Genomic DNA, 19,031 nt, shown 5'->3' on the forward strand with positions numbered 1-19,031 from the left:
TTAATCAAGTATGAGCGGTTTCTTTTTTTGGGGTTAAAGAAGCTTTTCCTACTAAAATTATTCAATTTTATTTGATTATAAATCATTGAATAACAAATATTTAACATCTACTATCAAAGTTATAGAAAAATAATTACTTAATTTTTTTTTTCAAATCAACTACCTAAATAATCGTTCAAATGCATTTTTTGACATTAGACCATTTTTATTTTAAGAATACCTTAACATTGTAAAAAAATAAATTTTAAGACAGGTTTACTTATATTTTTTTTATGCTTATAATTTGTAAATTGATTTCTAAATTATGGCAATTCTGTCCATTAAATATTTATAATTTTTGAGACCAATCACTTTACCGTTTCAACAGATGCATTTTGTTTTTCTAATCCAAATTTCTTTAAACCATTACATTGACAATAGTGCAAAAAAAAATAACGGAGTTATAAAACCCCGTTATTTTTTTATCGTTATGAGATACTACTCTATTAAACTTTGATTTAATCTTTACTATAAATGACTCAAATTTTATATTTTACTGACTCTTCATTACTACGGAAAAATGGATCGTTTAGTTATTTCCATTAAAGTATTCAGCTGAAACTTGTTCGTTTAAATTAACTCCCTCACTTTTCAATACTTTTTTTATTGTCAAAAAAATAATTTTACAATCAAATTTAAAATCTATATTGTCAATATATTCGATATCATATTCAAACTTCTTTTTCCAGGAAATTGCATTTCTGCCATTCACTTGTGCCCAACCTGTAATCCCAGGAAGCAATTCGTGACGGCGTTTTTGCTCCTTGTTATACAAGGGTAAATATTCGGGCAACAAAGGTCTTGGCCCAATAAGACTCATGTCACCCTTAATAACATTAAGCAATTGAGGAATTTCGTCTAAAGATGTTTTACGAACAAATATTCCTATTGGAGTTAATCGCTGTACATCGGGAAGCAAATTCCCGTAGACATCTTTCTTGTCATTCATGGTTTTGAACTTTATAATCTTGAAACTTTTTTCATCCTTACCGGGACGTGATTGAAAGAAAAAAGGTTTGCCCTGATTGGCAAAAAAAAGTCCTATCATCACTATGATAAATAAAGGACTTAATACTAATAGTCCAAAAATTGCCCCAAGAATATCCAGTATTCTTTTAAAAAATGATTTGTACATTTTCTAATCTATTTTTTATGAGCTGGTAAGAATAATCTACTTTGTATTCCCGTTGTAACAAATTCCAAGAATTCTCCTTTATTTGATTGAAATCAATCTCATCAGAGCACATGGTATGGATGGCTGTCTGCATAGCTCTACCATCTCCTGATAAAACCCAATAACCACATTTGTTATTTTCTATTACACTTCCTATATCTGTATTGGGATCAGTGGCGGCGATCACCGGCAGTTTCATTTCTAAATAAGATAATAATCGTGATGGAAAATTAGGAATCGTAAAGTCTTTGTGTAAAAAAATCATTCCCACATCGCAAGCATTCAAAAGCATATCAAAATCTTCTTTAGGCAATCCTGCCAGTAATATTGCGTTTTTGGGTTGTTTGTTCTGAAACCATTTAACAATCCTGCCGTACTCTGTCCCACTTCCTACCACTAAAAAAAACACTTCGGGAATGGTCGTTGAAGATATTGTTTCTAAAAGAAAATCAATCCCTTGAGGTTTTCCAAGATTCCCTCCATAAGCAAAGACTTTCTTATCTAAAGGCAATCCATACTTTTGTTTTATTTTTATTTTTTCCTCACCAGTTTGGTCAAAAACTATCGGCTCTATACAATTGGGATTTACTTCTATTTTGTCAACAGGTATCTCGGGATTATGCCTTATCAAATATTCCTTGTTGGCCTCTGACATACACCCTATTGTATCGGACAGTTCATACAACTTGCGCTCTTTTCTTAAAAACATTCGATGTAAAAAACCACCCTCTTTAAGCATTCTCATATCAACAGCATTTTGCGGAAAAATATCTTTTAACATCAAATAGGAATAGGCATTATCTCTTTTTTTAACAAATTGAATCACTCTATAGAAAGTAATGGGAGGAGTACAATACAAAACCAAATCAAACTTTACATTTGAAAAATACTTTTTCAAGGCTTTTACAAACTGGTATTCAATCGCTAAAGTTCCTATCCCCTTTTCGATAATGTGCGATTTTTGAAGATTCAATGTGCGTACGCTCAAAATATTTAACATCTCTCCCTTCACAAGAGAGGTCTTTTTATTTTCCCTTCTTTCCGAAGGATTCATAACAAAAATATGATGTCCTTCTTCTCTGAATTTTCGGAGCAAGTCAGTATAAATCCCTCGCTCCTCCAGCGATCCAATTTTATCCAAAGTCAAAAAAAGAATATTCATAAAAACTAGTTTTAATTTTATTCACTCCAAACCACACGCTTCACATAATCGGTATAACTCAAAATAATGCGAACCATTTTCTCCGACACATTGGGCATTGAATAATCGGCCACAGGTCTAAAATTACGTTCGGCACCTCTTTTCTGGTATTGCAATTGGGTTAATCCCTGTATAATTCTTTCCGGATTCAAGCCCACCATCATGACAGAAGCTTCTTCCATAGCTTCGGGCCGTTCGTGCGCATCGCGAATATTTAAAGCCCGAAAATTTAGTGTAGAGGATTCTTCCGAAATGGTTCCACTATCAGACAAGACCGCAAAAGATTTCATTTGTAATGCGTTATAATCATTAAACCCCATTGGTTTCAAAAACTGAACTTCGGGTTCCATTTCGATTTTCTTATTATCAATCATCAAACGCGTTCTCGGATGTGTACTTACAATAATTGGATATCTATATTTTTTCGCAATCAAATTCAGACTATCCATCAAACCCTTGAAGTTTTTTTCACTGTTAATGTTTTCTTCTCGATGAGCCGAAACCACAAAATAGTTGTTTTCCTCCAGCCCCAGTTTATTTAGAATATCAGAAGCGTTAATTTCAGGTAAATAATGGTTCAAAACTTCAAACATTGGAGAACCTGTTTTGATGATTCTATCAGCAGGCAAACCTTCCCGCAGCAGATATTCACGGGCAATATCACTATAGGTTAAGTTAATATCCGAAATATGATCCACAATTTTACGATTAGTTTCCTCAGGAACTCTTTGATCAAAACAACGATTCCCGGCTTCCATATGAAAAATAGGAATATGCCGTTTTTTAGCCGGAATAGCGCACAAACAACTATTGGTGTCTCCTAAAACCAAAAAGGCGTCCGGTTTTTCGTTTTCCAATAAGGGGTCAATTTTAATCAGTATCTGGCCGATTGTTTCAACAGCAGTTGCTCCGGCAGCATCTAAGAAAAAATCTGGTTTGCGAATCCCTAAATCCTCAAAGAAAATTTGATTCAATTCATAGTCATAATTTTGTCCGGTATGAACGAGAATATGCTCTATCGCTTCAGAATGATCTAGAGCAGCCATCACTCTCGACAATCGAATAATCTCAGGACGGGTACCCACCACGGTCATTACTTTTAACTTTGCCTTCATCTTATATTTTTTATCTAAGCTTCCCTTTTTATTATACATTTTCAAAATACGTATCCGGATCATTTGGATCATAAAACTCATTAATCCAAAAGTTGGTATACAAAACCTCCTCACCTATATTCCTAATATTATGCGTATACCAAATTGGCATATCAACATAAGCTGGTTCGTTACCATCCAAATAAAAATCTAAAATATCATCTGTACCTATACGGCGTAATTGAATTAAAGCTTTTCCCTTAATTACTGCGAATCGTTCAATTTTTCGGGTATGATAATGATTCCCTCTAGTAATGCCGGGAACTGTGGTAGAAAAGGATACTTGCCCCCCAATACCCAATCGTATCACCTCTACAAAAGAGCCTCTGGGGTCGGTGTGCTGGACGAGCTTTACCGGGAAATGATTAGCAATATCCATGTAAGAACGAAAAGTATTGAACAAATTTAATTCAAATGTGTTTTTGATTGAGGGTATTTCGCCTTTCTCCTGATACCCTGTTTTAAATCCCTGCAATAAAGTTAACAGTTCCGAGACCTTAGCTTCGGACGTAGGAGAAACAATACATATAGGTTCATTTTGTCTTGCTCTAATTTTACTTAGGATTTCGCTTATCAGTTCTCCAACGTAAATCAGTTTTAAATCCCCGTCAACCTGAATCTGTGGCGTTTCTCCTCTGGCAATTTGATGTGAAAAAGTGGCAATAACCGAATTATAATGAGGCTGACCAAAAGGACCAAACACATTTGGAATAACCATACCGCTAAAGGTAGCGTTGGCTTTATTAGCCCATTGCGCCAAAAGTTCTCTTCCCTCCTTTTTAGACTTGCCATACATATTATCCCTTTCTTCCTGAGAAGATGATGACAGTATCACATGTGCTGTACTGTCTGTTCGTTCTAATGAAGCGATCAAAGTATTTACCAACCCTAAATTGGTTCCATAAATTACTTCGGGATTATTGTGACGGTTCAAAGCTGCCAAATGTACAATCACATCACATTGAGAAACAAAAGTGTCCAAAAGTGTTTCATTTCCAAAGAAACTTCTTTGAAAATCAATCCGAATAAACTCCTCAGGATACAATCCTAATGTATTATAGAGGTGTGTCCCCACAAAACCTCCTTGTCCCGTTATTCCAATTCTTAACATGTATCTTTTTCTTTTTAGAAATATAAAAAATTAACTTCTATACAATTTCAATTTCTAATTTTTAATTTCCGAAATAATCTGCCTCATAACGGTATTCATCCTTGGTTTCACCCAACAAATAATTCGCCATTACCAACAATTTCGAATTAGGCTCAAGTGACTGAATACTGCTCACATATCCTCCAGGAATATGAAGCACATCCAGTTTTCCGGCACTTATTATAAAAGTAAAAGACTGGCAGTCCTTTGATGGTTTTTCCCAATTGTCAATTTTAATCAACTGAATCTTAAACGATCCATTGATAGCCGAAAACCATCGTTGTTCAATTTTATGCCCTTGCCAAGCACGTATATAATTGGTGTTTATATTTTCGATACTATACACACGCTTAATAATCGAAGCATCAAAATCATTATTGTAAGACAAAGTACCTCTCTCGTCAGAATGAATACTTCCTGTAATTATTTCTGGAATCATTGTATTTCTATTTTATGTTTTTACCCTGGCATTTGCGCTACATCTTCACCAAATACTTCTTTTCGTATCAGTGGTAATTGTAACAACAAACGCTTCATTCCTTCTACTCCTTGTTGCTCTGCATTGTGAGAATGATAATCTTCAATTACAGAAACATCTTTTTTTCCTTTCGAAAAATACTTTGCATAATTCAGATCACGGTTATCGGCTGGAACCCTAAAAAAATCGCCCATGTCTTCTGCTTTTACCATTTCTTCCCGTGTGCATAGGGTTTCGTATAATTTCTCTCCGTGACGGGTTCCAATAATTTTTATTTCATTATCCGCATGACAAATTTCTTTTAATGCCTGTGCCAAATCGCCTATGGTTCCTGCAGGTGCTTTATTTACAAACAAATCTCCTGAATTTCCTTGTTGAAAAGCAAATAAAACCAATTCTACAGCTTCTTCCAAAGACATTAAGAAACGGGTCATATTTGGGTCCGTGATTGTGATGGGTTCTCCATTTTTTATTTGTTTTAAAAATAACGGAATCACCGATCCTCTTGACCCCATCACGTTTCCATAACGTGTAAGGCAAACGGTAGTGTCCTTTGTATTTCTTGAAGCAGCAATGGCTACTTTTTCCATCAGGGCTTTCGAAATCCCCATAGCATTGATGGGATAGGCGGCTTTATCTGTACTTAGGCAAATCATTTTTTGTATTTTATTTGCAGTAGCTGCATCAATAACATTTTGTGTCCCGAACACATTGGTCTTGGTGGCTTCCAATGGAAAAAATTCACAAGATGGCACTTGTTTTAAAGCGGCGGCATGAAATACATAATCAACACCATGCATGGCACGTTCTATACTGTTATAATCACGAACATCGCCAATATAAAACTTCAGTTTGTCGTTCTTTAATTGGTTACGCATGTCGTCCTGCTTTTTTTCATCGCGGGAAAAAATACGAATTTCGCTAAAATGATCTGTATGCAAAAAACGGTTTAATACAGCATTCCCGAAAGAGCCTGTACCACCTGTAATAAGGAGCGTTTTATTTTCCATTTTTTCAATTGTTATAAATTGTACAAATCTTTTCAATATAATTTTCCAAATTATATTGTGACGACAGACTTAAGCTATTTTCCCTGAATACTTTAAGCACTTCTCTATTGCTATCTAGATATGTGATCTTTTTAGCTAATTCATCTATCTGCCCAGGGTTTATTAAATATCCATTGAACTCATTTTGAACTATTTCAGGAATACCGGCTATATTAGTAGAAATAACGGCACATCCCAAAGCCATGGCTTCCGGTATCACCATTGGAAATCCCTCAGCATAAGATGGCAACAGTAATAGGTCTGATTTAGCAATAACATCAAACTTATTTTGTCCCGATAAGTACCCATGAAAGTTTACTTTTAATTGATTCTCTTTAATAAAATTATTGCAAAATTCTTTCATCTCATCAGATGAAAAATCACCAAGAACATTTAAGCTATAATCAATAGTTAAGAGTCGTAAGGCTTCCAATAAATCATTGAACCCTTTCCTTTGATTGATGCTTCCCACAAACAATAATTGCAGCTCACGACCTGAACTTAAAGTATTGTTTTTTAAGTCATTTTTTACAGTGTGAAAATTATACAGGACAGTAATCTTGCGTTCCGGAATTCCAGCAATTACTAATTCATTTTTGAAGCTTTCTGATAATAATACAATTGTATCTAATCTTTTAAGAAACCAAAATTGAAGCGATCTTAAAAAACCTACTGATAAGAACGTTTCCTCTACACCACTGAAATGAATCTGAAAAATATATTTTTTTGATGCCAGCTTACTGACTAAAAAGAAAATGATCTGATCTTTTAACAAAGGGACTTTAGCAGAAGAATTGATATGAACCGCATCAAAATCTTTATTAAGGACTCTTTTTGAAAGGGTATATAAAAGATATAATGCTTGTTTTATATTCTCTACGGTCCATTTGCCTTCGGAATTCTTTTTTTGGTCCAGAACAGTTGAATTAAAAAATTCCATTTCAATTTTATTATTTTCAAATTGAATACCAGCATCGTCCTCTTTCAAATACTCTGCAATTCGCATGATACCGCCTTTATAACGGTTTTTAACAAAAGGTGCTATATAAATAATCTTCCTCATATCTGTTTAATTTTAACACATGGGCTTCCTACCGCTATACTATCACTTTCTATATCTTTTGTTACGACACTATTGGCTCCAATGATGACATTATTACCAATAGTGACTCCTTTACAAATAGTTACTTTATCTCCAATCCAAACATTATTTCCTATTGTTATTGGTTTTGTGAGATATCCTTCCAAGAGCATATTTCCATCAACCATTGTATATTTATGATCATGATCCAAAATGGCAACAAATTGTGCTATGGTAACATTATCACCAATATTAATATTCTCATGAGCCACAACTCTGGAAAATTTATTTAAGGTGAAATTATTGCCGATTTTTAAAACCCCTTTACTTAAAATTTCTGTTTGCTTATTTATAATTGCTCTTCGACCAATCTCTAATGAACCTCCTTTATGTATTGAAAAAGGGAAGTAATTAAAGGTTAATGACGGAAAAGTAAATGAGGCCTTCCTAAAAAAATAAAATTGCAATAAAACAAAATTTAATACTGCTACTGAATTGCGGAAATTGTCGTAAATTTTTACAGATGACATACCAATCTTATTTAAGCATTAAATCAATATAGGCCGAAACTACAGTCTCTTTATTAAATAATTTATTGGCCGTGACTCCTGCATTCTTTCCCATTTTTACTAAGTCTTCTTTAGAACAATCCAGGAGTTTAATTAAAGCATTTTTAATTGATTCTGGCTGACAGCTATCCACCACAAATCCATTAAAACCATTTTCAATAATTAATTTAATATCAGATACATCTGTTGATATTATGGGCTTACCACTTGCCATCCCTTCACAAACCGAATTCGATAATCCTTCATGAAAACTAAAAAGTCCCAAAGCATCATAATCGGGAACTATTTCGTGAATCGAAAGATTGGGATCAAAAAAAGAGATAATATCTTCTAATTCAAACTCTTTCACCAGACTTTCAGCCTCAGAATAAGCTAATTCTAATTCAAATGAATCTCTTCTTCCAAACCAATGTACTGTAATTTGGTCTTTATATTTTTGAGGAAGTAAATGCAATGCGTTAACCAGTCCCTTTGCATTTTTTGATTCCTGATGATTCGCAACTACAATTAATGAAAATTTATCTTTACTTCTGTATTCAAAGTTTTCTGAAGGCTTCCATTTTTCAAAATCAACCATGTTATATATCACCTTGCATTTATTATCAGACAGCAAAGGGTTAATTTTTTTCACCATCTTAATATTTTCATGGGAATTGGATACCACATAATCTGCTACTACGTGGAACCAACGGTATGCCGTAAGTTTACGCGATTTAAATATGTTGGGATCTGCATTTCTTTCACCAACCAACAGTTTCCAATTTCTTGAAGGAAAAGCAGCCATTTCACATATAAAACTAGGCCCTTCCAAAAAGGATAACACCACATCATATTTTCCGGACCTGATGTAGTTTCGCATTTTAAAAAGGCGTTTAAAATGATTTGTTTCGGTAATCGTTTTGACGGGAATAGTAACTTGGTCCAGAAGTTTACCATAAAAATCATCTGGATGATAGGTCAGAAACGAAACCTCATTTCCTTTTTCTTTGAATCCTCTGGCCAGATTCACCATTTGGCGCTGCGCACCACCGGAACCGAGACTATCTATGACGCAAAGTATTTTCATCTTATCTTTTTTTAATTGCAACAGTAAATTAATCAATCACAGAATTTTCTACTAAAAAACAGTTACACCAATGATTCCTTTTTACTCCCTATGAGATACGCTAATAAAATTGCTTGCGAAAATCCCTGCCCGGCAGAATACCACATCGAAAACATAGTCGTTGTCAACCACATCAAACTAATTGAAAACAACAACATTTTCTTATCTATCTTCCAATTTCTATCCAATAATTGTTTGGCTACCGCATAAAAAAGTACCAAATAAACTGTAACCCCTAATATGCCGAAGTTAGACAACAATTCCAGCCAATCATTATGCGCATAATTGCCTGCCAGCTGTACAGAGCCTGCGAATCCAAATCCAAGTAAAAAGACCTTAAAACTTTCCTCATTGTACCATGAGTCAAGGATCTTATTAAAAATCTCGTCCCTTCCGCTTGAATTACCTTCCGCTATAGAATTCATTCTTCTTATTAAAAATTCGTTTTCCAAATACATTTTGTAGGCAAAGAATCCTATAAAAAGAAGACTGATAACCGCAATTAAAACCCCTTGGACACGTCTTTCTCTTTCTAAATTCAATATTTGAAATAAAAAATATAATAGCATAGCCAGAACTCCCACAATCATCGCCCCTCGTTTTGCTCCCTGGATAATGAAAAACAAAAAAACCATTAGCAAAACAATGGAGATAATTTTATTTTTTTTAATCAAAAACACAAAAGGCAGCAACCTGACAAAAGAAAAAGAAACATTGTTAACCACATTAGTGACTTCAGGGTCGTTTTCCAGTAAAATATTACTTTGATTGGCGTAAAACAGGACAATTATGATAGGAACCATAATCGCAAAAAATCGAAGAAGATGATACGCTTTTAATTCTTCTGTTCGAGCAAAATGATAAAAAGGATAAAAAGGAAGCATGCATAACAATACCCCTTTAAACATATTAACATGGTATTCATTATCAAAATCCGCTGTGAAAATATATCCGAAAATATTGAGTACTACTAATAAAGACCAAACATTATAAAAAAGAGGTCTTCTTTCTTCGACAATTAAAGTCTTTATAAAATAAATACTTGAAATTACAATTATTAACATTAGACTAACCTGAGAAATAACAGACCCTTGCGCATAAAAAGTCCCTTGCAGATAATATACTGCAAAAAGGCCAAAAAGCAAATCACGAGTAATGCGGCTATCACTCATAAACTATTGTTTTATAGTCGAAATTAAATTTTCAATATGCCAATATTGCGGATTAAATTTCCCTTCATAAAAATTGAGATTTTCATCCCAATATCCCGGACATTTATCGTATTTATGCACAACGGAACAATAACTGATCTCTAATATTACAGGGTTGTTCGCTTCATCAAAAACAAAATCGTAATACGTACTTTGTGAATTCAGCTTTTTATTTACTTCAAATGCAATCTGGACACATCTCTCGTCAATTTCACTTCTTTCGAATCGATAGTTCCTGCTTCCCGAAGCCCTAAAATCATCCTTCCTGTTTATTCTTTTATTGCCAAATGCTTTATCTCCTACAACTACTACACGAATATCAAAAGTGTTATTGGGAATAAAATCCTGAAAATAAACATAGCCTTTTTCCCTGCCATGCATCTTTGCAAACTCCGTAGGGATAAACAACCTGCCAATCCCTTTCAAAATACCAATTAAAGGTTCTTTACCTGCCCTCACTTTCATAATTTTATCCTTAAGATAACCCATTCTGTCAAATTGGGAGAAACCACGACTAAAGGCTTTATGAGTAAAAGAAATGGCTTCTTTTTTTGTTCGGGCCAAATTAACGTTACTTGCCCCTGCTCCAGATCTCAACTTAAAGACCTTAGGGAAAGTTGTGGATTCGATCCAGTCGATTGCTTCTTTTTTGGTGTAAAAAACATAGGTTGGAACAAAAGGAACTCCCATGGCTTCGAACAAGTATTTCTGGCCAATTTTATCATCAAAATGCCAAGCTGTATTGAAATTTGGAAAAACTTTTTTACCTGCAAATTCAACCGAATACATTAGTTGTTTGGCAAACAACACATCTTTATATTCTCTGTGATGATGATGCCACATTAAGGCGTCACAGTCCTCTAAATCATGTATAATATTGGTATCATAACAATTAACTAATTTATAGTTTATGTCATTTTGCTGGCAATATTCTATCCAACGTTCTGAAAAATTATCTTCGGTAAAGTGTATTGCAATTTTCATCTTTTAATGCATTTAGTCATTCCCTTCGTCAAAACATTATAAATTTCTCAAACTATTACTTTTTCCTCTTTTTTTATAGTTGAAATTATGTTTTCCATGTGCCAGTATTGCGGATTAAATTCCCCTTCATGAAAATTAACACTGTCATCCCAATATCCCGGACAATTATCATATGGATGAACAAGAGAGGTATAACTTATTTCTATAATTAAAGGATTGTTTGCGGCATCAAAAACAAAATCATAATAGGTACTTTGGGAATTCAATTTCTTATTTACCTCAAAAGCAATTTGAACACATCTCTCGTCAATTCCTTTTTTCTCGAAATGGTAATTTTGACTTCCCGATGCCCGAAAATCATTCTTCCGAGTCATTCGTTTAAAACCAAACGCTTTATCCCCTACCACGACCACACGTGTATCATAGTTGTTATTCGGAATAAAATCCTGGAAATAAACATAGCCCTTTTCCCTGCCATGCATCTTTGCAAACTCAGTAGGAATAAACAATCTGCCAATGCCTTTCAAAATTCCAACCCAAGTTTCCTGACCTCCTTTTACTTTCAATATTTTATCCTGCAGATACCCCCATCTGTCAAATTGTGAGAATCCGCGACCAAAGGCTTTTTTGGTAAACCTAATCGCATCATTTTTTGTTCGGGCCAATTTGACGTGATTGGAACCAGCCCCGCCTCTTAATTTAAAAACTTTAGGAAAGCTTGCTGATTTAATCCAATCCATCGCTTCTTTTTTAGTATAAAAAACATAAGATGGTATAAAGGGTATTTCCAGAATTTCCAATAAATATTTCTGACCTATTTTATCATCAAAATGCCAGTTGGTATTAAAATCCGGGAAAACTTTTTTACCTGAAAATTCAACTGAAAATAATAGTTGCTTTGCAAAAAGCACATCTTTATATTCCGATTGATGATGATTCCACATTAATGCATCACAATCCTCTATTTGTTTAATGATGTCATTTTCATAACAATTAACTAATTTATAATCTATGTTGTTTTGTTGGCAATATTCTATCCAACGTTCTGAAAAAGTATCTTCGGTATGGTGTATTGCAATTTTCATCTCCTACTGTTTTATTAATTTAAACTCAGCTTATTTTCTTATTTTATAAATCGTCAAAATGGGGATATACAAAACTCCCAAAAGTAAATTCTCAGAAACGGATGCTTTGTCCAGAATTGAAAATGGGTTTTTCGACAAACAAAAAGATGTATATAGAAGTGTTGCTAAACTAAAGACATAGGCTTTTTTATCCCACTTCAACATCCATTTTTTTCGTTCTTCAATCGTATATTTTGCATCAACCAAATTGTTGTACGTATTTTTTATTGATCTCGTTTTATTATTAGATTTTGACAGTGTATCTCCTGCATCAAAAAAATAGGTTCTGACTATTTCATCTATAAATCTGGATTTATATTTCTGGCCCGCCCTTGACCATCGGATACTTTCAGAAAAGTTACTGCACAACGAATCAAACAAAAAATTCTCTGGAACTTTTCCTTCGTTTTGAAGTACAGTCGTTTTTCGGCATGCATGCATTTCCCACGTATATTTGTGTTTATACGTTAACTCATCATAGGTAGAGTCAAAAACTTTTGTCGGGAGTGGCTTTCCAATCATCAATCCCCCAGAACCTTGAACCCTGCCCTTAATTTCCCAAAAAGACTCATATTCTTCCGATTTCTCCAGCTCAGTCCAATGCCTGTCAAATATCTCAAGAGCGTTTTCACTTAATTGATCATCACTGTCAATAGTAACAACATACTTTGATTGAAACTCATTTATTACAGCACGCCAGGCAGTATGTTTGCCACCATGATTTTTTTTTAAATAACGGATGGACTTTATGCTGTTTTCTGCTATAAATCCATCAACAATCTCTTTGGTATTATCAGTAGATCCATCATCAACAATAATCCATTCAAAATCTTTAAATGTCTGCTTTTTTAAACTTTCATACAGTCTTACTAAAAAAGTGGCTCTATTGAAAGTGGCTGTCCAAACTGAAAATCTAAAATTCTCCATACCATAGCGTTTAAGTAATGATTCCTTTTTTGATAGATAAGTATTTATAATATAATCGACCGCCCATCATGAGACGTGAAAAAGTAAGATTTAATGCGGCTCCAATAATTCCAAAAAAATAAACTAAAGGGAATGAAAAAATTAACCCCATAATGGATGCAATGATGGTGTTATACATGACTAACTTGTCATCTCTTTTGATTATAAAGTAATTCGTTCCAAATATATCGTTCATTCCTATACCCAGAATCCCAAAAGATAAGATGCATAAAACAACCAAAGCATCTTTATAGGTAATATTCAAAAACCAAAACACTAAAGGATGAAAGAGTATGCAACCAAAAACCAATATAAAACTTAAAGAAAAAATTAGTTTTTTATATTTCTGAAAGGCTTCTTTTTTTCTGTTTAAAAAAGGAAAGAAAACAAGTGATATGGTATGCAATAATGTAATACTTATATCAACAACTGTGTAAATCGCGCTGTAGATTCCTAACAGATTATTTGTTGTTAAAACACCTAATAAAAACGTTGTGGTATTATTATATAATGTTGGAAGAAATTGTGTTAAGAAAATAGGAAAGTTGGATACAATTGTCCTTTTAATTATTTTTAACGGTAGCCAAATAAATTCTAATTTGTGTTTTTTTATTAAAATGTACTGTGCAATAATCCCAACACCCACAGAACCGGCACTTTGCAACAAAGGATAAATCCAATAATCGGTTTTATTTTTGATAAATATAAAAACACATACAGTAAAGAAGATTTTCAGGGAAAAATTCAATATTGTAATGTACCTCATTTTTTCAATTCCTTGAAAATACCATTCAGGAAATAATGTGTATCCCAGCAACATGGGCATTGTCAAAAAAAACACCAGTCGCTCTTTATAAAATGGAGGGTAAACTAAAATAATTATTGTCAGAAGAGAGAAAGAAACCAATAAAAAAATTGCTTTCACCGTAAGCACTTTACTGTAAATTAAATTGAGCTTTTTTGGGCTATCCCTAAAAACGGCAACATCCCGTGTGGCAGTTATTCTAAAACTAAAGTCAGTTATAGACTGAAAATAGGCAATTAAGGAAGATGCCAAAATAATCAAGCCATACTTATCAAATCCAAGTGTTTTTATGACATAAGGCAAAGTAATTAAAGGTAAAATCATTCCAACTATCTGTATCGAATAGATGGAAATAAAATTCTCCAATAACCTTTTAGCGTCTTTATTCATTCTTTTTTCTGAAACTTTTTAATCGTATTTTTCTTGATATTATATTACAAATTTCTATGCCCTTTTGTTTCGAATAACAAAATCTCCATAAAAACAGTATCTCAACCACCTGATTAACAACTAAACTTCAAAAAGCCATAAAAAAATGCTCCCTTACTTCCGAATATCTATCCATCTTTTCATTATTTTTAAACTATATTTTTCAGAAAAAACCTTAAAGAAAGGTACGGCTTCGCGCTTCACACTCACAAAATGAGTTGAAAACGATATTTTAAAGTAAACCTAATTACAACTTAAATCATCAAAAACAAGAATACAGAGAGAGAAAGCGAGAGAGAAAAAAAGCTATTGAAACAATGTGTAAAGTGACTTATTTCATAGCTAAAATTTTACTAAATATATCGTAACCCCCACATAGTGAAATTACAAATTTTTTTATTAAATCACACTAGCTTAGGAGATTAAATTTAAAAAAAACACAAGTTAAAAACAATTGTGCTTCTTAAATTGATCATTCTCCATTTGAAGAAGAAGTACAATACGTTGACTTATCCTTCGAAGTTGTTTAGTCAAGAAATATCTTTTGAAAAATTCATACAAAAAATAAAAAAGCTGTCTTTTAAACACGGAGAATTTGTGTTGAAAAGACAGCTCAAAAGAGGTGAATATAATAGATTCGCATCTATTTTTTTAATATTAGTTAGACAGTATTTACAACTATCCTACATTCGCATTCTCAATAATGACAGCATAGCCCATTCCAACACCAATGCACATTGTACATAAGGCAAATCTTTTATTTTGCTTTTGAAGTTCAATAGCGGCCGTTTGTATCAAACGGGTTCCTGACATACCCAGTGGATGTCCCAATGCAATTGCACCCCCGTTTGGATTCACTCTTGCATCATTATCTGCCAATCCTAAAGCTCTTGTACAGGCCAATGCTTGGGCAGCAAAAGCCTCATTCAATTCTATAATATCGATATCCTCTAATGTTAATCCGGCCTTTTGAAGTGCTTTTTGAGTCGCACCTACCGGACCAATCCCCATAATTCTTGGCTCCACTCCTACTACTGCCGAAGCAACAATTCTGGCCATTGGAGTCAGACTGTATTGTTTAATGGCTTTTTCAGAAGCTAAAAACATGGCTGCCGAACCATCATTAAGTCCCGATGCATTCCCTGCGGTTACGCTGCCTGAATCTTTCTTGAAAGCCGCTCTTAATGTCGCCAGTTTTTCGAGAGAAGTATTTCCTTTTATAAATTCATCTTTAGAAAATGAAGTCAAAGCTCCTTTATTATCGCCTAGCTCTACCGCTATGATTTCTTCATCAAAACGCCCACTTTGTTGTGCTGCAAAAGCTTTTTGTTGCGAATTATAAGCAAATAAATCTTGGTCTTCACGACTTATGTGATACATTTCGACTAGATTCTCTGCCGTAATTCCCATCGCATCCGTGCCATACATCGCTTCCATTTTTGGATTTACAAATCGCCATCCAAAGCTGGAATCAAACATCTTGGCATCATTTCCAAAAGGTTTTGAAGTCTTTGAGATAACCCAGGGACTCCTGGTCATGTGTTCCATTCCTCCGGCAATCATAATATCGGCATCACCCACTTGAATGCTGCGTGATGCATCAATAATAGCCGACATACCAGAAGCGCAAAGACGATTGACAGTCTGAGCTGGAACCGTATAAGGCAATCCTGCCAATAAAGTAGCCATACGAGCTACATTTCGATTGTCTTCGCCTGCCTGATTATGATTCCCCAAAATCACCTCATCAATCTTTTCCACAGGAATATTCGGGTTTCTTTTGACCAACTCTTTGATGATTAATGCCGCCAAATCATCAGCTCTTACAGTAGATAAACTTCCTCCAAAACTCCCTATTGGCGTTCGAATAGCATCTATGATATAGGATTGATTCATGATTTTCTAATTTAATTTTTCAATAAATTTTGCACTTGTTTTTTCTCGTACTTCTTCTAAAGAACTACCAGGCATAATTTCGATTAATGTTAATATACCTCCATCAAAAGAAAAAACAGCTAAGTCTGTAATAACCAAATCGACCACATTAGAGGCCGTCAATGGCAAAACACATTTGGGTACCATCTTCGAGGAACCATCGGGATTAGAATGTGTCATGGTGATGATTAATCGTTTGGCGCCTTTAGCCAAATCCATAGCGCCCCCTACTCCCAATAAAGGTTTTCCTGGAACCGCCCAATTTGCCAAATTAGCAAACTCATCCACTTCCAATCCTCCCATAATGGCTGTATCAACATGTCCTCCACGAATCATGGCAAAGGAATCGGCGCTATCAAAATAACTGCTCCCATTGAGTGCTGTAACCGGAATTTTACCCGCATTTACAGGATAATCCATTGCACCGCCACCATCTGTAGGAACTGGACCAACACCTAACATTCCGTTTTCGGTATGCAGGATAATACCGTGTTCTTCGTTTATTAAATCGGCAACCAAGGTTGGAATTCCGATTCCTAAATTCACTACATCTCCTTTTTTTAATTCTGCCAAAGCACGCTTGGCCATATTCATTCGGCTTTCATCTACCTTTTTAGAAGTCGATACTGAGGCGGAGCTTCCTAAATCTTCCAGCGTAATTTTGGCTTCAACCAAATAATCCACAAAACAACCTTGAGTATGAACAAATTCAGGGGCAATTTCACCCACTGGAACAATTTCTTCTACTTCGGCAATAACCAAATCAGCAGCCGTAGCCATGGCTTTATTGAAATTGTTTTCGGTCATTCGGTATTGCAAATTTCCAGCCGTATCAGCTCTCCAAGCTCTAATGAAGGCTACGTTTCCACGAATTCCTTTTATAAAAACTTGCTCTTCTCCATCGATAATTTTAGTCTCTCTCCCCTCGGCAATCAAAGTTCCGGCAGAAGTTGGGGTATAAAAACCTCCAATTCCTGCACCACCTGCCCGAATCGCTTCAGCCAGGGTTCCTTGCGGTAACAATTCATACTCTACTTGTCCTGTTTGCGCTGCTTTTACTGCATCAGGATTAGAAGTAAAAAAAGAACCAATCATTTTTTTGAGCTGACCGTTCCTTAATAAACGGCCTCCTCCAAGACCAGCCTCACCAGTATTATTACCAATAAAAGTTAAGTTTTTGGTGCCAATTTCAGCCAGCGCATGCATCAGATGAACAGGATTTCCAGTCATTCCAAAACCGCCTTGCAACAATGTATCACCGTCTTTTACCATTTTGGCAGCTGTATGTAAATCTATTATAGGGACTTGTTTCATTTCTATTTTTGTAAATAATTTTAAATATTGAGGTTCCTTTTTTGAATTCTTTTTTATTCAAAAGCCTCAAATGGCAATCCTACGTAATTCTCCGCAATAGTTGTGGCATAAGCCTTTGAGCGTTTTATGTAATCGAATTTCGCTTTTTGCAACTGATAGGCAAAAGAGCCATGCTCATCTTGTTTATGAAATAAAGTCGTCATAAAATTGGAGAAATCCTGTGCGCGCCAAATTCGTTTCAAAGCCGTTTCTGAATAGGAATCCAAACCAGCCGTAGAGCCATTTTGATAAAATTCAGTCAACCCATCTACCAAATGCTTTACATCGGCAACAGCCAAATTCAATCCTTTTCCACCCGTTGGAGGAACAATATGTGCCGCATCACCCGCCAAAAACAAACGGCCACTTTGCATATTATCTATAAAATAACTGCGCATGGGCGTGATGCTTTTTTCGAAAATTGGTCCGCGTTGCAATTCCCAACCCGGCGTTCCCAAACGCACCGATAACTCGTCCCAAATTCTCTCATCAGACCAATTCTCAACCGTGTCATCATTATCACATTGCACATACAAACGGCTCACTTTTTCGGAACGGGAACTGCTCAAAGCAAATCCGCGTTCGTGATACGCATAGATTAACTCTTCTGACGAAGGAGCTACATTCGCTAAAATCCCCAACCAACTAAATGGATAGGTCACTGTAAATTCATTGTAGGAACCTTTTGGCATAGTCTTACGACCCAACCCATGAAAACCATCACAAGCCGCTACAAAATCACATTCTAAAGTGGCAGGTTCTCCTTCGTAATCAAAATGAATAGTGGGATGATCCGTATCGAAATCGGCAATTTTAGTTGCAGGCGCTTCAAAAAACAGCTGACCGCCACCCTCCAGCCAAGCATCCGTAAGGTCTTTCACTACTTCTTGTTGTCCATAAATAGTAATATTTCGACCGCCAGTGAGTTCCCCAAAAGGTACCCGAATACGCTCTCCATCAAAACTCAAATTAACTCCATGATGTTCTTTTCCTTCTCTTTTCAAGCGGTCTGCAAGACCTAAATTCTCTAAAATATCTACTGTATTTTGCTCCAACAATCCTGCACGTACACGAGATTCACTATATTCTCTACTGCGATGTTCAATGATAACGGATGAAATCCCTTGTTTTCTTAACCAATTGGCAAGTGTTAATCCTGCAGGTCCCGCACCAATAATTCCAACCTGTGTTTTAATATTTTTCATCCTTCTGTTTCTTTGTTGT

Annotated in this window: 17 protein-coding genes; all 17 read right to left on the reverse strand. The window is 34.9% G+C overall.

Features of this window, described 5'->3' with window-relative positions:
* Positions 1–568: 568 nt before the first annotated feature.
* The 17 genes from ABEB23_RS06970 to ABEB23_RS07050 all read right to left on the reverse strand — a co-directional run bounded on the left by ABEB23_RS06970 (position 569) and on the right by ABEB23_RS07050 (position 19,012).
* Positions 569–1,174 (reverse strand): sugar transferase, encoded by a 606-nt coding sequence (locus tag ABEB23_RS06970; protein WP_348811786.1) that lies wholly within the window; start codon positions 1,172–1,174, stop codon positions 569–571.
* A complete protein-coding gene (locus ABEB23_RS06975; protein ID WP_348811787.1) occupies positions 1,155–2,375 on the reverse strand; it encodes a glycosyltransferase family 4 protein in 1,221 nt (406 codons plus the stop codon). Before ABEB23_RS06975 ends, ABEB23_RS06970 begins: the two co-directional genes overlap by 20 nt.
* Before the next feature lie 17 nt (positions 2,376–2,392).
* Positions 2,393–3,529 (reverse strand): non-hydrolyzing UDP-N-acetylglucosamine 2-epimerase, encoded by a 1,137-nt coding sequence (gene wecB / locus ABEB23_RS06980; protein ID WP_348811788.1) that lies wholly within the window; start codon positions 3,527–3,529, stop codon positions 2,393–2,395.
* Positions 3,530–3,560: 31 nt separating this feature from the next.
* Positions 3,561–4,679 (reverse strand): polysaccharide biosynthesis C-terminal domain-containing protein, encoded by a 1,119-nt coding sequence (locus ABEB23_RS06985; RefSeq protein ID WP_348811789.1) that lies wholly within the window; start codon positions 4,677–4,679, stop codon positions 3,561–3,563.
* 61 nt (positions 4,680–4,740) lie between these two features.
* Positions 4,741–5,157, reverse strand: coding sequence for a WxcM-like domain-containing protein (locus tag ABEB23_RS06990; protein ID WP_348811790.1), 417 nt, complete (start codon positions 5,155–5,157; stop codon positions 4,741–4,743).
* A 20-nt stretch (positions 5,158–5,177) separates the two neighbouring features.
* Positions 5,178–6,206 carry a polysaccharide biosynthesis protein gene (locus ABEB23_RS06995; protein WP_348811791.1) on the reverse strand — a complete coding sequence of 343 codons (1,029 nt, stop codon included), beginning with the start codon at positions 6,204–6,206 and terminating at the stop codon, positions 5,178–5,180.
* 4 nt (positions 6,207–6,210) lie between these two features.
* Positions 6,211–7,308 carry a glycosyltransferase family 4 protein gene (locus ABEB23_RS07000; RefSeq protein ID WP_348811792.1) on the reverse strand — a complete coding sequence of 366 codons (1,098 nt, stop codon included), beginning with the start codon at positions 7,306–7,308 and terminating at the stop codon, positions 6,211–6,213.
* Positions 7,305–7,856 carry an acyltransferase gene (locus tag ABEB23_RS07005; protein ID WP_348811793.1) on the reverse strand — a complete coding sequence of 184 codons (552 nt, stop codon included), beginning with the start codon at positions 7,854–7,856 and terminating at the stop codon, positions 7,305–7,307. The genes ABEB23_RS07000 and ABEB23_RS07005 overlap by 4 nt, the downstream gene beginning before the upstream one ends.
* Positions 7,857–7,863: 7 nt before the next feature.
* Positions 7,864–8,961 carry a glycosyltransferase family 4 protein gene (locus ABEB23_RS07010; protein ID WP_348811794.1) on the reverse strand — a complete coding sequence of 366 codons (1,098 nt, stop codon included), beginning with the start codon at positions 8,959–8,961 and terminating at the stop codon, positions 7,864–7,866.
* A gap of 62 nt (positions 8,962–9,023) precedes the next feature.
* Positions 9,024–10,172 (reverse strand): O-antigen ligase family protein, encoded by a 1,149-nt coding sequence (locus ABEB23_RS07015; protein ID WP_348811795.1) that lies wholly within the window; start codon positions 10,170–10,172, stop codon positions 9,024–9,026.
* 3 nt (positions 10,173–10,175) lie between these two features.
* The gene (locus ABEB23_RS07020; protein WP_348811796.1) at positions 10,176–11,195 is read right to left on the reverse strand and encodes an ATP-grasp domain-containing protein; all 1,020 of its coding nucleotides are present in this window, start codon (positions 11,193–11,195) and stop codon (positions 10,176–10,178) included.
* A gap of 47 nt (positions 11,196–11,242) precedes the next feature.
* Complete coding sequence (locus ABEB23_RS07025; RefSeq protein WP_348811797.1) at positions 11,243–12,280, reverse strand: ATP-grasp domain-containing protein; 1,038 nt, start codon at positions 12,278–12,280, stop codon at positions 11,243–11,245.
* Positions 12,281–12,310: 30 nt separating this feature from the next.
* A complete protein-coding gene (locus ABEB23_RS07030; RefSeq protein ID WP_348811798.1) occupies positions 12,311–13,246 on the reverse strand; it encodes a glycosyltransferase family 2 protein in 936 nt (311 codons plus the stop codon).
* Between the two features lie 10 nt (positions 13,247–13,256).
* Complete coding sequence (locus tag ABEB23_RS07035; protein ID WP_348811799.1) at positions 13,257–14,480, reverse strand: oligosaccharide flippase family protein; 1,224 nt, start codon at positions 14,478–14,480, stop codon at positions 13,257–13,259.
* Positions 14,481–15,197: 717 nt separating this feature from the next.
* Complete coding sequence (pcaF, locus tag ABEB23_RS07040; protein WP_348811801.1) at positions 15,198–16,415, reverse strand: 3-oxoadipyl-CoA thiolase; 1,218 nt, start codon at positions 16,413–16,415, stop codon at positions 15,198–15,200.
* A gap of 6 nt (positions 16,416–16,421) precedes the next feature.
* Positions 16,422–17,768: a 3-oxoacid CoA-transferase gene (locus ABEB23_RS07045; RefSeq protein WP_348811802.1), complete on the reverse strand. Its 1,347-nt coding sequence runs from the start codon at positions 17,766–17,768 to the stop codon at positions 16,422–16,424.
* A 53-nt stretch (positions 17,769–17,821) separates the two neighbouring features.
* Positions 17,822–19,012 carry a 4-hydroxybenzoate 3-monooxygenase gene (locus ABEB23_RS07050; RefSeq protein ID WP_348811803.1) on the reverse strand — a complete coding sequence of 397 codons (1,191 nt, stop codon included), beginning with the start codon at positions 19,010–19,012 and terminating at the stop codon, positions 17,822–17,824.
* Between the last annotated feature and the right edge of the window lie 19 nt (positions 19,013–19,031).

Origin of the sequence: Flavobacterium maritimum, assembly GCF_040049085.1 — a bacterium.
GTDB lineage: Bacteria > Bacteroidota > Bacteroidia > Flavobacteriales > Flavobacteriaceae > Flavobacterium > Flavobacterium maritimum.